Raw genomic sequence first — 14,847 nt, forward strand, 5'->3', positions numbered from 1 at the left:
ATGCTTACACCGTTAATTCATTTTCTTCTTTAATTTTCCGCCCCTGCCTGAATGCATTGGATATGGCCAGGAACACTAAACCAATAAATACCCCCCGTAAAATCGGGCGCATGTTAAATGGGTCCTGTTTTATAACCTTAAAGCCGTTTATGATAAGGTTGTCGGGAATGTACTGGTTAAGCAGATAGAGCCTGACGGCAAATAAAACTGGAATTATCATAGCCATAACGGCTATAAGCCGGAGTATTCTGCTGTTATCGGCATCAAAGATCTTATCTTCCTTTATTCTCTTAGCCATCTTTCTCCAGTTCCATACTCCAATAAAACCCGCAGCAACTATTAACAAAAGTTTTGATTCCCCAAGCAAATAGACCCAGAAATTCTGCGGAGTCATGTAAAACTCCCCCTCCGTTATAGTGAGCGCGGAATAGGTCGAGTCGGCAGTCTTTATCACACCGTGAAAATCCCTGTTCTTAAGATTAACCTCTACGTCAACAACGGTATTCTTTAACACAAACTTCTTATAAGGATACGTCAGCAGGGCCATCAGCACTGTAAAAATCAGTATTGCCAGCACCACGTTATAGACATAATAAGTAATTCTGCCGGCTTTCAGATTGCTTAACAAGAGGTCCATTTTGGTCTCCTGAATTTAGTGTTTATTTATAAACTTCCCCCAAGGAATGACTGCCCGGAGCATTTCCGGTTGACAATCTTCACTTCTACAGGCAAATTAATGGGAAAATTTCCGAATGTCAAGAATTATTTATCGATTTTCAATAAATTTTATCTGTCTTTCAGTTGCATGATGCATAAGGAAGAGCATGCAGGGGGGAAATCAGGGAGACAATCTGCACTTAATCTTGCCTCTGGGTTTAAAACAACAGGAGGCCGTTAATTTCAGCCTCCTGATGGTAATAGCAGTTATCTTTCCTCTAATTTAATATCTTCTTGTAATCCAAAATCTTTTTGCCCGGCCTTTCCATAATCATGAAGTCTTCTGATTGAAGCGGCAATTACAGCCCATTGTGACGCAACAATAAAAACATACATTATAATTTTAATTACAGGATATTTGCTAAATAAAGGTATTAAAATAAATACTACCGATAGAATCACTATTGCGTATGCAGTTATACAGGTTTTTACATACCTGGACTTGTCCATACTGCCTTTGAAACTAAAGGGATTTGTCATAGATCTTTTCCTAATTTGACATATATATCCTAATTTGACATGAAAAATTACCAAAGTTCAAAACGATTTCCAAAAACCTCTAAAGCTTTCTTTAAAATAACAAGAGGCTGCTGCCAGCCTCCTTTACATACTAAATTCACCATGCTCTCACTTCAGCAGCATCAGTTTCCTGGAATACCTGAACTGCCCGGCCTGAATGCTGTAAATATATATCCCGCTTGGAAGCGCGGAACCGTCGAATCTTACACTGTGCTCCCCTGCCTTCTGCTCCTGGTTGACCAGTGTGGCCACTTCGCGCCCCAGCACGTCAAAGACTTTCAGAACAACCTTATCACTCTGAGGGATCTGATAAACCAAGGTTGTTGCAGGATTAAAAGGATTAGGGTAATTCTGCCTGAGAGCATATGTAAAATGCATTTCGGGCTTTACATCAGAAGGATCCACCCCCACCACTGCACTCCATGTTGACATATTAATAAACCTTGAGCTTTCAAGCCTCATTCCTGTAAAAGGACTTACGGTATTCTGAGTCCCATTATCAATGGCTGTAACCGCATAGTAATACTCATTTCCTTTTACAACATTTGTATCCTCGAACTTAAGCGTATTCCTGTCGGTAGTTTCGTAGACCAGTTTCCAGATTTCCCCGTTTTTCTGGTCCAGGGGATCATTTGTAAGCATTGCCCCCGCTTTCCTGTAAACTCGCCATGCATTCCAGTCGTCAACACCCGTCACTGCATCCTTAAAGTATGAACCGTCGGGATAGCTCCACTTTACAGTAATGAATTCTTTCCCCGATTTAATCTCAATATCCGGAGGTGGAGGGGGTGCAGGAATGGAAGCATTCCTGGTCATGCGGTCCCACGTCCAGTTAGCCCTGTCCAAGGTCTGCTGAAGTGAATCGCGGCCTTTCAGTACCCATGCCTCTTTTTCGGCATCAGTTATTTTACTATTGAGCCAGAGCCTTCCTACAGAGTCGGCAGCCTTCCAGCCAATGCTTCCGGCACCGACGGCATAAACGAAAGTTAGCGAGTCGTATCTGTTCTGGGCCGAATTTTTTGTAAGCTCATATGGGCCGGATGTTATAAATCTCATAGGGCCTTTCTGATAAGCCACACCGGAATTCTTTGGGGGCTCAACAGGAAAGCGGCCTCCTTCATCTGTTCCGAGATAGGTTTTTTTTATACCAATTGAATGGTCGCCCCAGAGATCTGTCTCTATGCTGGCATGAGCCATTGAATAGGGCTGAGTTCTGTCATCAGAATGATCCTGATAGCTCTTGTCCGCATGCAGAAGCGTAAAACCCGGTACCTGAGTTGAATACAGGTGGCCTGTTGTTCTGTCAGGATCACCCGTGTCATCTTGTGAGCCGTTAGTAAAAGGCTGTGCTTGGGGATTATTTGCGTCCCTGTAGTAAGCAATATAAAGGCTATCGCGGGCTCCGCCTAACTTCGATGGAACTTTTATCCAGCTGTCGTAGTCATCTTCACCTTCATAGCTGAAAGCTCCTAAGGCATAGCGTTCCCCTGCCTTAGTAGGGCCGAAGCTGAAGGAGATCGGCCACCAGAAGCGTATAGTCTGGTCGGGAAGTTTAACCTTATAGTTTGCAGTGTCTGAAGGAAGCGCCTGTTCACCTGTAAACTTGTGCGTGGCCTTCCAGATGAAGAAATCCGAGAGAAGCGGGTTGCTGAAAGCATAGATTTCCACGTGGCTGCGTAATCCGAACTGCTCCAGCATGTCTTCAAATTCAATTTTAATGTCCGACTTTAGGTTAGGATCCACTTTCCACGTGTAGGGCTTGCTTAAAACATTCCCGTCAACTATAACTACAGGCGGGCGGTACCTGCGGGTCTCCTGTGCCCATACAGTTTTCCCATAATTCGTTAATGCATCTCCTTTTGCAAACACCAGTTTCTTTATTCCCTTGATATCAATTATACCGCTGTCGTCAAGGACCAGAGGATTAAATATCTGGTAGAGCATATTGGATTTCCACTCATCTCTCGGCCAGTAAAATATTTCTGTTGATGAAGAATTACTGGCTGCCAGGTCCCAGCTGAACTGGCTCTGCAGTCCGCCGTCCCCCATCATAGCATCCATTTTCATGTGAATGTTTCCCACATCAAGCACCATTGGCGGAGGTAAAGTCTGGGAAAAGGCAAATGATGAAATAAGAGCCAAAACAGAAAAGATTTTCAGTAAATTCAAGCTGCACCTCAGTTAATTCAGAATTGGGACGCTTCAAATATTTATATGACCTGATATTTATCCCGCAAATAAAATTATTACTTACAGAAAAGAAAATCAACAGCCTGATCCCCAGGTGGGCTCAGGAAATCAGGTAAAAGAAAAAATAACTCATATTCAAGCAGCCTTCATCCAGAGACACTAAAAACTTTTGTTTAAAAATAAAAGAGGTTGCCCCCATATCTGATCTTGAATGAAATAGCGAAAATTAATTAAGTAAAAATATCATTGTAAGCGAAATATCTATAATTTGGGCAAAGCAAACCCTCAAGGATGAAACTGCAATGCTGCATTCCGCCATATTAAAGCCTTATTTTATTTCCGGATTTGCGTTGGGTCTCTTTTCAATATGAGAATCAATTATATCGGAATATTTACCATAATCAGCTTTGTCAATTTCCTTTCCCTCAACAACTAAATAAACCGGAGTATAATTCTTCCAGATCAATTGGACATGATTATATGTCTTATTTCCTATTGTCATCTGACCGGCACTCATTGATCCATTCCCATAATTATAATTCCTTTTCTTGCCATGGCCGGACCTGAAGTCGAAAGACGGCATGTGTTCATCGAAATATATTAAATCAGGATAATTCCTGAAATCTCTGGGATTAATTTCCTTTCCATCAATAGATAAACGGGTTACTATATTATTCTTCCATTGCAATGTAACATGTTTATACGAACCTCTGTCAGTATTTACTCCTTTGCCATCCCAGGTGCCTGTCCCGAATTTCCTGACAACATACTCATCCGAAGAATTACCGGATTTCGTGGTATCTGTTGCAGATCCGGACTTGATATTTTTAGGGACAGTTTTCGTTTCAGCCTTTTTAATCGAATCACCGGTTTTAGTTCTGTTTGTATCTATAGCCAAAATGGAAGGGCTGGTAACATGCCTGGAGTTTACTTTTGCAGTAATTGAAACAAACATGCTCATAACCAAAACCAGCAGTATTATGGATCCTTCTTTAAATGAAGGCTGCATTCCCGAGGGTTTTATTACTCTTTCCACCCTTTTCAGGGCGTGGCTTTTCCTGTTAAATAATGCTAATGAATAGTGAGGAACACTAAGGGAATTTTCCAATACAGCGGCCAAAGCCTTTGCATAGTCGAATGGATAATTAGTTGTGGACATTGCAAGGTCATCACACGAACATTCTCTTTCGAATTTGATTTTGGAAGATATCCACCAGAAAGCAGGGTTATAAAAGAAAACGATCTCAGTTATCACAAGAAATATGTTAACTAAAGTGTCTTTCCTTATTATATGGGCTATCTCATGAGCAAGTATCAGTTCTATCTGTTCACTGGACAGTCCTGTAAATATTCCGACTGGTAAAAGAATTACCGGCTTAAAATAACCAATAACCATCGGCACTTTGGATTTTATTGATTCCACAACAGGAATTGAACCTTTATAATTTAATTTCCTCATTGCATTATCTGCAATACTCTGGAATTCAGAATTCATGTTAAATGCACTGTTTCTTATATATCTCTGGAACGCCAGTCCGGCTAAAAATTTGATCAGCAGCAGAATCGCCCCAAACATCCAAATTGCAGTTATATAATAATGATACTGACTGCTCAGGGACAGTGCACTTACAACAGCAGATTTGCTTTTTGAGTAATAGGATCCCTGAGCTGCATTTTTTTCAGAAGAAATATTTACTGTTTTATAACTGTCAAATGAGTAATTGCTTATATTCAGCCCCTCACTTGAGTCCAAATAATTAATAAAGGTAATAACTGAGGAAATAACTAAAAGAATTGAGAATACTAAAGAGACAGCATATCTGGTCCTGGCAGAGGAGTTTTTCAGAAAATATAAGACAATTTCCAGGCAAATGGCAATAATAGCGCCCTGCCAGAAAGAGTGAATTATTGTCCATCCAAAGCTGTAAACAAGAGATTGCGGGATCAGATTACCGATGAAATTCATTTTTCACCTCTCTCAATTTTATTGATTAATTCCTTTATTTGTTCGAGCTCTTTACTGGAAGTTTTCCGGTTGCCTAAGAGCTGCATTGCCAGTTTCATTGCCGAACCCCCAAAGGCAGCATCAAGGAACTTGTTCAACAGGATTTTTTGTGTTTCCTTTTCTTCAAATGCAGGTGAGTAAATGTGGCTTTTCCCTTCCGTGTCGCGCATTAATATTCCCTTCTCAGCCATAATCTGCATAAGCTTCAAAGTTGTAGTATATCCTGTTTCCCGTCTTTCGTTAATCCTGTCATTTACAAACTTCACTGTAGCCCTACCATTTTCCCAAAGGATCCTTAAAATCTCCAGTTCTGCTTCTGTTGGAATTGGCGGATTTCCTTTTTTCATTTCAGCCTCACGATAAAATTAAAACTACGAACTCTTTCGTATTATAATATACGAAAGTTTTCGTAATGTCAAGTACTCCTACGAATTATTTCGTAATATATTTTAATAGAGGTAATTTATGGAGCTGCCGGTATCAGCCTTCTTGAAGTTACTTTTGGGCAGGGGCGAAACCTAACCGAGGAAGGCCTAAAGGAAGAATTCGCGGCCAAATATTCAAACCACTTGCAAGTAAATTTTCTTTGTTTTATATATCGTTCATTAATAAGCCGAATAAAAAGGAAAACATATGTTCAGAATATTTCTTGTGCTAATATCCTTTTGGGTTATGTTTTTTAATTCTAATGCCCGTCCGTTAAAATCTTCAGTCGATTCAGGCAATGTCGAAGTTAAAGGACTGGTATTAAAGTATGTTCTTATTGATACGCCCTATGAGATGTACCAGGTGATCTTCAGCAATTCGCCATACTTTACAGATTCCGTTTATATGAAATATGGAGGATCTGATTCATATGAGCATATTAAGTGGCTTAAAAAGTGCTATGAGAGTTTCCTTCCGGAAGAAAAAAGTAAATTGAAATATATCTTTGATAAAGCTTTTGAATACTGGATGATGGTGGAAACAACAAAACTGGATGATGATGCTTCCCTATCAGAGATTATAGACTGCCTGACTTCACCCCGGATACACTATCAGAATGAGATTGTTAAAGACAGCATCAGGGAATTCCTGCCGTATTTTTATAATAATTATCTTAAAGATTATCTGGCATCAAACAAAAAAGTATTTGATGACCGGGCGTTGGAACTGATGGATCAGGTCCGCCGGAATAATTCAGATATTTTAGGATTCATGGAAGACGTTTCAGGGGTAAGCTTCAGGAAAAAATTCAATGTTTGTTTCTATTTTACACTCAGGCTTATCGGAGCAGATGGATTTACAAAAGAAAACACTAACATTTCTACCCTTCAAAGACATATTAAAGATTATTCCATGCTGTTTGGCACACCCTTTCATGAATTCAGCCATCAGTTATTTCAGACATTTTCAAGAGATAGTTTATTTATAAAAGCAGCCGGTACATTAAAGACAGATACAAAATTATTCAATTATTGGGATAAGCAGCTTCAAAGAAAGCAATATGACTGGCCGGGATGGTGTGAAGAAAACCTGGTACAGGGCTTTGCCAAGTATTTATATCTGAAGTATTATAAAAAAGAGCTTGATGTTAAAACTTATGTCTACGATGATGATTTTTATAATTACCTAAAGAAAAACAATTTTGACGGTAAAAAAATGAGCCTGGCCGACGTATCAATAAAATTTCTTGAAAGCATTGGCGGGAAATAGAAGATAAATTCAAAAAGAACGGGCCATGAATTTTGACCTGACTTTAGATGAGATTATTTTCCAACAGAGAGGCATTCTCGAAATTTGGAATTTTTTGTTTTTGTGTGCAGATTATATTTTATATTAGTTTATAAACTTTTTCATTCAGAAAGCGAGTGTAAAAAATGGATCCCAAAACTGCACATCCGGAAGATATTGCAAAGATGCTTCGAAAGCCTTCGGGACCTTTTGCCAAACAATTTTCTGAATTGATGCATAAAGGGAATATTTTTCTGATAGACCTGACTTATGAAACAATGGATCTTAAGAAAGATGAGTCTATTCTTGAGATCGGTTTTGCAAGCGGAAGGTCTTTTGAAATACTATTTTCAAATATGAATGATATTAAGGCTACAGGAATAGATTATTCCGAGGAAATGGTTTCTCAGGCAAGGGAGATAAATCAGGATGCTGTCAATTCGGGCAAACTCAATTTGTATCATGGCAGCAGCGACAATTTGCCATTCGGGGATAACTCTTTTGATAAGGTCTACTGCAACAATGTGATCTATTTCTGGGATGATCCTTCGAGGCACCTTGAGGGAGTTCACCGCGTGCTTAAGCCTGGCGGAATGTTTTATACCGGAATAAGGACGAAAGAGACAATGCTTTTGATGCCTACTGCACAATATGGATTTACGCTTTATGAGGAAGATGACTGGGTGAAAATTCTTGAACAGAATGGGTTCAGGTTTATTCTGACTAATAAGAAGGCTGATCCCCCAATTGAAGTTGAGGGACATGTATTTAAGATGGTCTCACTTTGCATTGCAGCAGAAAAGGCATAAATCAATAGCCCCGCATTTATATTATGGCAGCGGAAGCCTGTGCGTTAACTTGTCATGTTGCTTACTGGACTCATACTTCAGTAATAAACTATTAATCCAGCTCAAATTCGCGGCTACTTAAAATGAAAAAGGCGCTGTCGGTATCAGCGCCTTGTAGTTACCTGTGGGCAGAGACGGAATCGAACCGCCGACACAAGGATTTTCAGTCCTTTGCTCTACCGACTGAGCTATCTGCCCTTAAATAGGTTAACAAATATAAGTATTTTCTCTAAAAACTCAAAACTTTTTTTTGCCTCTCCCGCAAAATTTATCCTGTTTTTTTTCAGCCTTTCTTCAAATTTCAGGGGATAAATCCCGTAAACTATTTCATTACGGCCCTTTATCCCCTAAAATAATTTTGCGCTAAAACTGAGTCCCGAAATCTTTGCGCCCTGACCTCGGACTTATCTTACCAGCATCATCTTCTTAGTCTCTACCATGTTGCCCGACTGAAGCCTGTAGAAGTATACACCGCTCGAAAGCTCCTGGGCGTTGAAGCTTACCCTGTGACTTCCGGATGGAAGCTCCTTGTCCAGTAATACCTGAACCTCACGCCCCAGCATATCATAAACCTTCAGACTTACATGCGAAAGCTCCTTCGTCGTAAACTCAATTACTGTCGATGGATTAAATGGATTTGGATAGTTCTGCAAAAGACTGAATTTATCCGGCCTGACCGATGAAGCACTCTCTTCTACTCCTGTAGTCTGAAGCGGATAACGCGCTCTTAAATTATCCAGGTAGAATGTTCCTTTGTATGTTACGCCAACCTCCTTGGCACTGCCCAGCCTGACCTCTATCTCCTTGATCTTTATCGGAAATGTGAAGATCCCGCCCGGTGTAATTACCTGGGATGCACGGGCTGGAACGGTTACCCTTCCAAATGCACCGGAAGTGTTCATTCCTATACTCGGATTTGCAAGGAAAAGCTCACTGTTGTCATTTGAAAGTGTAAGATAAACCCTGTGATTTACTGTACCCTCTACCCTTCCGTCTATTAATAGCGTATCAGGTACTCCGTAAACCTCCAGCGGAGTTTTGGGAACCAGGTATACTATATTATCCTGAAAACCGTCATATGTAAACGAATAATCCACTTTAACGGATCCCGCTCCTGAGGATTTTACGTCTGAAACTACGCTCAGCTTTGTGTTAGCCGTGTCAACTGCCGATCCCCTGAGCGACCAATCCTCTATGTTTTCCATTTCACTGATCACCTGCACGTCTTTTCCAACAACAACACTTACCTCTACAGTGTCCGCTATCCCCTCGTAGCTGGCAATGATCTTGCCTTTTCCTTCCTTCTTTGCCTTAAAGTTTCCAAGGGCATCCAGAGTTCCGAGAAGCGAATCCGTGAGCGTCCATTTTATATCACTTGCCGGTATCGATCTGACTATGTTCTCACTGTCGTATGTCTTAAGACTCAGGCGGACCGACCTGAGCGTGTCGATGGTGAAATTATGCGGGATCAGACTGATTTTTACTATCGGCTTAAGTGTCACGAGCGCCGAATCCTTCGTATTATCATAACTTGCATAAACATATCCCTGCCCCCCGTTTAACTTTGAAGCCGTAAAGAGACCCTTGCTGTCTATTGTTCCAATCTTCGCGTCGCAGCTGTATGTAGTTTTTGCCGGATCCAGCGCCACGGCATTAAAATTCCTGTCGCTTCCAAGAACACTGAAAGAGATCTGCTCGTCCCTGAAAACCGTTTTCTTCGCGGGAAGAATAATGATGCTGTTTAGCGCTTCAACGGGAGCCGTGGAAACCACAATAAATCCGTTTGAAAGCTCGCGTTCAACTCCGTCTGAAGGAACGTTCATTATGCTGTTCCTTACCATCATTTCAGATGAGCCGCCGCCGTCAAAGTTCATTCCCAGGTATACCCCCTCCTGTATCATAAGATCTGCCAGCTTCGGAAGCGTCATACCACCCGACAGCTCGCTCCTACCGTCAACAACAAAAAGATACATCTTTGTGCTGTCCTGGCTGAAACCTATTGCCGTACGGGGCTCCGACAGGTATGTATGATCCGGTCCCCCTTCTTCAAGATACCCCTGGTCTGCCCAGTTCTTGCCGTTATAAACAATTTTTGGATATCCTCCAAGCATTTCCTTTAGCTTTACCAAACCGGGAGTAACTCCAAGATATACCTTTACAGTATCTCCGGCCTTAACCCTGTTCTTTAGTATGGCATCCATAACCCCGTTCCCTGAAAGTACGGCATTACCCGCTGTAAGCGCCATGCTGCCGGCTCCTGAAACAACCGTGTCTACCACACACTTGACTGTATCGTTAACAAGCCAGTTTCCTAATGGATGGATCCGTGCCTCTGTGCCGTAGACGTTTGTACCGGTCGACTGGCCGTTAAAACTGTTGAACAAAATCATCTGATTCGAATTGCGGGTCTGGTTTACTCCTGCAACCGTAACGGCTGTATCTTTCAGAATGAGCTGCCCTCCGAACTGTACCCTGTTGAGCATAGGCTTGTTATTTACGTCAAAACCTACGGTCGAAAGATTGATAGGGCCTTTTAATATCTCCCCGTTCTCAATCTGAATGTTAATCGGCCTTCCGTTACTCATGTCAAAAAAATCAGAGTTTACGCCTCCCACCACGTTATGCTGCAGTGTTGTACGGCGCTTTATCATTGAGCTCAGTACCTCTTTTCCATCCAGCTTTTCATTTGCCTTAACACTTTCCACCTTAACAAAAGGATTTTTCAAATCCACTACCATCATATCCACGTTCAGCGGAATTGATGCAACACGCATCTTTGTATACGTAACTCCGGGCCCTGCCTTGTAGCTGGCCAGAGTATCAAGTTTATATTGAGCTCTAACTTCCATAAACGATAAAAGAACTAGCAAAAACAGTATTTGTTTTTTCATCTTAAGTTGTCCCTTCTATAAAAATTTGAACGGATTGTATTTATGGCTGAAGGAAAGGATTACCGCTCCAGGGCAGGATAAATTCCAATCGGGCAGCAAAACACATTGCATGCGAAGCTGTGTAAAAACGGTAAGTGGCTTTGCTCCGCAAAACAATTCAGGCACGAAAATTTATATCTTTTTTCTTATAATTAAAAGTATTTATTGTTCCATAATTTACTTTTATTAAATATTTTACTCCGTTTCCGGCATAGTTTCTTTTACTTATAGAATAAAAATGTTTATTTTTGTAATGTCCAAAGAAAGTATTTTAATTTTCTTATTACAATTGAGACACAAAATCGAGGTGAAACATGGATTTAAAACGATCACTCGGTTTTTTTCAGAAGGCATCTGCTTCCTGTCATGACGATGAAAAATTAATTCAATATATCAACCTTAGACTGGCAGCTTTAGGAGCTCCGGTTTTCGGGCAAAAAGGTGAAAATTCTGAATTTATTGAAATTGCGCGTGATCTGATTGCCAATCATCAGGAAAAAAACCGTCTTCTTTCTAATTATTTATGCCCGGCTGACCAGCGTATCCAGAACTTCCTGGATAAGTATTTAAGCGACGTTAAGCTGGATGAACCTGTGCGTATGCCTGCACAAACATTCCTGCTCGACAGGCATGGTATTGCAAGGGTGCTTTCCCTTCCGCCAGATAAATGTGAGTTTGTTTCTGATATTATAAGCACTTATAGAATAAAACAGGGAATTCTGCATAACCCTAAAAACGACCGCAGAACTACTAAAGGCGTTTTTCACATTTCCGAAGGGGGGCTCCCTATTCCGGATGACAAAATTGCCGTCCCCAAACACGCCTTTGCAGGACTCCTTTACCGTGCACTTCATCCGCCAAAAGAGCTGATGAAGCTTCCTTTTACTTCTTCACAGCACAACCAGGCAGAGGTTTTCGTATCGCTGCTCATGCGCCCTGTTGTCTGCCCTGCCGTTGAAGGCTTTACTCCCGAAAAATCTATGGAAACAAGATTTTTCGTCCCCGGTAACCTTGTGGGCAACCTGGACTTTGTAGAGTCCATTTTCGGCAACGCAGGCGACCCGTATCTGCCTGAGAACGACGCGGGCCTTGACGTTGAACACTGGACCGGCCACACGGGATGCATTATACTTGCACCGCAGCTCACGACAGTGACTAAAAAGGAACTTGGACTCCCGCATATATCTGAGGCCACAGAACGCCAGAAGCGCGACGGAATGTGCTATGAAAACGATTCCGATCTCTATAACGGCGGCAGCGCTTTTAAGGTTACCTGCCGCACCGAAGAGGGCGTTATTATTACGGTTATTGCCGATAACTACTTCGGCTACTGCAAAAAAGAGGTTAAAACCCAGATCAGCTATTCGGCAAACCTCTTCGGAAACTCGGAGGAGGAACACGCCGGCGGCGCAATCGCATTCCCAAGCTATGGCCTTGGTGATAAATTCCACGACGATAACCAGGTCAGAAAGGAAGGCCATTCCTTTAAAGAAGTATCTCAGCTTTTCAAGGATGTAATGGACCTGCAGCCTGAAGGCTACGGCATCGATAAAAATTTCCGCGACATTATCTACGTTCCCGAAGACGCAAGGTTTAACCTTACAACTCAAACGGTCGGCTGGAAAAAAGGTGAAAAGGACGTTGTAATTAAACTCCTTACTTCAAATACCTACATTCTCCCTGCCGGCTATAAGATCCGCCTTGAGAAGAACCCGTCGGTTCCAACCTGGCGGCTTATTGGTACCGTTGCCGAAGGAACCTTCTGCCATAAGCCTTCTACGGTCTCGGGCGGAGGTAAGTCAGAAATCTCTAAATCCATTTCGGATTCAATTATATACGGACCTTTCTTTGTCGCCGATTTCCAGAAGGACCTGGAATTTGTGGACAGAATAATAAACTACGACTACAGCAAACGCTACAAGATCCCTGTTAAGAAGACTACCCCAAGCCGCCCGCTTCTTAGCACTCAGAGGTCCCTGGGCTCTGTAATTAAGATGCTCACCCCCTCACCAAGCGAGTATACGGATGAATACAACAAATGGCTCGATTCAATACCGCAGTATATAAAGGGACTTGTATTCATTATTAAAAGGTTCTACCGCCACGAATGGATGGGCAACTGGCGCGAGCATTTCAGCGTGGATATTGTTAACGGCAATACAGGCAATGAACTTAAATACAATAACCGCAAACTTGTTGCAAGCTACTTAAGAGTCGGTCTGCAGAAGGATAAATCGTGGCGTACATTCAAGCTGAGGCAGGATTTTATTGCCGCCGATAAGCTACAGCTCGAAGACGACATTACGGCTTCTGTTGTAGTGCCTGCCGATAAGCTTTTAACTGTCCTCAATAAGGACTACGATAACCAGAGCGTAAAGTTTACACAGAACTGCGAGTACCGCTTCTTCCAGCGCCCCGATGACGCTATTATAAGAGGATACGACAAGCAGGCTGAAAAGGATATATCTTCACCTGGAACTTTCATATCCAACTTCCAGCCGCTGCAGCTCCAGGATGCAGAGGCGCTGATTGAAGACGCCATAGGCTTCGATACCTATACCGAACCGATGAAGGCTTTCATACAGAGCTTTGCAGGCCAGAACTCATGCAAATACTTTGTATCCTCGGCTCACCCCCGCATGGTGGATGGCAAGCCGTCAAAGAATATGAGGTATCTGCAGAACAGGCCCGATATTATTAACCCCAGGGATAAGTATATTGCCGAGATAGGTACACGCTTCTTCCGCCGCATAACGGTGGATAAGCCGGTCTACTTCCCCGTTAACTCGGTATTGCCCGGAAGGCGCAACAATCCGCCCGACCCTCAGGCAAACATACGCGCTCTTGCAGTATATAACCCTATACATTACCAGGAACTGCCTGAGATGTTCATGGATTTTATCTGCAGCCTTACGGGAAAATCACCTTCAACTACGGGAGCAGGCTCCGAAGGCGCCCTTACAAAGGGTCCTTTTAATGCCGTCAGCCCTATAGTTGACCTGAATAACGCGCTCGTTTCCTTTATTCTTACGGGTTACGACTGCTACACAACCGCGGCAGGTTATGTAGGCCCTAACGTCAGGGTCGATCACGATATAAGCCTTCTTATTCCTGAAATCTGGTGCCGCCTTTCGGTTAATGAAAGGGATCCGGAATTCCTCATAAAGGAAGGATACCTGGAAAAACTGAGCGACTTTGAACACAATGGACAGAAGGTGCTGGCAAGCCGCCTTGGCTACCGCATTACAGATAAATTCGTTCATACATTTTTCGGAAGGGTCTTCGAAAACCCGAATTCTGTATTCAGCGATGAAATGCTGAAGCCGGAAATCCAGGATATGGACGTTTATGCCGACGGCGTTAATAATATTGTGGAAGCACAGCAGAGGGTTGCACAGGCTTATTTCGAGGATGGAAGCATCGAGGACGCCTGCCCTGCCCTTAAGGCTCTGCTTTACATTATGGCCAAAGGCAGCTACGAAGGTAAAACGGCTGAAGATCCCGAGATCAGGAATATGTTTACAAAGTGGCACCTGCTCTCAAGCCAGTGGTACAACGACCGCCTGAAGGCAAAGCAGGAAGGCGACATTGCACTCTGGGAGCGTCATGTACGCTATCTACAGAACTTCCTGAAGAAATCCAGCCACCTCGACGTTGCAGAACAGCTTAAGATAGGCAAACGCCTTAAGTCTGCCCAGGCGCAGCTTAAGAAGGTTTCGTCCCCAGCCTACTTAAAAGAGCTGCACGGCACAATCGGCACAGACCCCGTATTCAGAAAAAAAATAGACTAATTCCTATAAGGCGCCGGAGTTATCTCCCGGCGCCCTTTTATTCCTCCGCCGAAGGCGGAAACGTTGAACGTCGAACCTCTTGCTTCTTTCCTCCCCCCTTCCTATTTTGCCTGCATTCACTTTTTAATGGAAGG

At 42.6% G+C, this 14,847-nt stretch carries 9 protein-coding genes and 1 tRNA gene; 3 read left to right on the forward strand and 7 right to left on the reverse strand.

The genetic code is table 11. From position 1 onward, the window contains the following. Nucleotides 1–4 precede the first annotated feature (4 nt). The 5 genes from HF312_09810 to HF312_09830 form a co-directional block, all read right to left on the reverse strand. Nucleotides 5–637 (reverse strand): DUF2975 domain-containing protein, encoded by a 633-nt coding sequence (locus HF312_09810; protein MCU7520497.1) that lies wholly within the window; start codon nt 635–637, stop codon nt 5–7. A gap of 287 nt (nt 638–924) precedes the next feature. After that, a complete protein-coding gene (locus HF312_09815) occupies nt 925–1,197 on the reverse strand; it encodes a DUF805 domain-containing protein (GenBank protein MCU7520498.1) in 273 nt (90 codons plus the stop codon). Between the two features lie 147 nt (nt 1,198–1,344). Then, nucleotides 1,345–3,405 (reverse strand): T9SS type A sorting domain-containing protein, encoded by a 2,061-nt coding sequence (locus HF312_09820; protein ID MCU7520499.1) that lies wholly within the window; start codon nt 3,403–3,405, stop codon nt 1,345–1,347. Nucleotides 3,406–3,754: 349 nt separating this feature from the next. Continuing rightward, nucleotides 3,755–5,392 carry a M48 family metalloprotease gene (locus HF312_09825; protein MCU7520500.1) on the reverse strand — a complete coding sequence of 546 codons (1,638 nt, stop codon included), beginning with the start codon at nt 5,390–5,392 and terminating at the stop codon, nt 3,755–3,757. Next, on the reverse strand, nt 5,389–5,778 hold the full coding sequence (locus HF312_09830) for a BlaI/MecI/CopY family transcriptional regulator (protein ID MCU7520501.1): 390 nt from the start codon (nt 5,776–5,778) through the stop codon (nt 5,389–5,391). Before HF312_09830 ends, HF312_09825 begins: the two co-directional genes overlap by 4 nt. A gap of 286 nt (nt 5,779–6,064) precedes the next feature. Here HF312_09830 and HF312_09835 point away from each other — a divergent pair, with 286 nt between their 5' ends. Both HF312_09835 and HF312_09840 read left to right on the forward strand, forming a co-directional pair. After that, nucleotides 6,065–7,126: a hypothetical protein gene (locus HF312_09835; GenBank protein MCU7520502.1), complete on the forward strand. Its 1,062-nt coding sequence runs from the start codon at nt 6,065–6,067 to the stop codon at nt 7,124–7,126. A gap of 164 nt (nt 7,127–7,290) precedes the next feature. Continuing rightward, nucleotides 7,291–7,953 carry a class I SAM-dependent methyltransferase gene (locus HF312_09840; GenBank protein ID MCU7520503.1) on the forward strand — a complete coding sequence of 221 codons (663 nt, stop codon included), beginning with the start codon at nt 7,291–7,293 and terminating at the stop codon, nt 7,951–7,953. A gap of 164 nt (nt 7,954–8,117) precedes the next feature. On the opposite strand, the gene HF312_09845 is transcribed toward HF312_09840, so the two are convergent. Both HF312_09845 and HF312_09850 read right to left on the reverse strand, forming a co-directional pair. Continuing rightward, nucleotides 8,118–8,190, reverse strand: a tRNA-Phe gene (locus HF312_09845). 206 nt (nt 8,191–8,396) lie between these two features. Further along, complete coding sequence (locus HF312_09850; protein ID MCU7520504.1) at nt 8,397–10,883, reverse strand: T9SS type A sorting domain-containing protein; 2,487 nt, start codon at nt 10,881–10,883, stop codon at nt 8,397–8,399. A 422-nt stretch (nt 10,884–11,305) separates the two neighbouring features. On the opposite strand from HF312_09850, the gene HF312_09855 reads away from it, so the two are divergent. After that, a complete protein-coding gene (locus HF312_09855) occupies nt 11,306–14,713 on the forward strand; it encodes a hypothetical protein (GenBank protein MCU7520505.1) in 3,408 nt (1,135 codons plus the stop codon). Nucleotides 14,714–14,847: the final 134 nt, after the last annotated feature.

It is taken from the genome of Ignavibacteria bacterium, from assembly GCA_025612375.1.
Lineage (GTDB): Bacteria > Bacteroidota > Ignavibacteria > Ignavibacteriales > SURF-24 > JAAXKN01.

Bases quoted from the DNA above. Each gene is read 5' to 3' on its own strand.
- HF312_09850 (MCU7520504.1), bottom strand. From the start codon at position 10,883: ATGAAAAAACAAATACTGTTTTTGCTAGTTCTTTTATCGTTTATGGAA.
- HF312_09810 (MCU7520497.1), bottom strand. From the start codon at position 637: ATGGACCTCTTGTTAAGCAATCTGAAAGCCGGCAGAATTACTTATTAT.
- HF312_09840 (MCU7520503.1), top strand. From the start codon at position 7,291: ATGGATCCCAAAACTGCACATCCGGAAGATATTGCAAAGATGCTTCGA.
- HF312_09830 (MCU7520501.1), bottom strand. From the start codon at position 5,778: ATGAAAAAAGGAAATCCGCCAATTCCAACAGAAGCAGAACTGGAGATT.
- HF312_09815 (MCU7520498.1), bottom strand. From the start codon at position 1,197: ATGACAAATCCCTTTAGTTTCAAAGGCAGTATGGACAAGTCCAGGTAT.
- HF312_09825 (MCU7520500.1), bottom strand. From the start codon at position 5,392: ATGAATTTCATCGGTAATCTGATCCCGCAATCTCTTGTTTACAGCTTT.
- HF312_09835 (MCU7520502.1), top strand. From the start codon at position 6,065: ATGTTCAGAATATTTCTTGTGCTAATATCCTTTTGGGTTATGTTTTTT.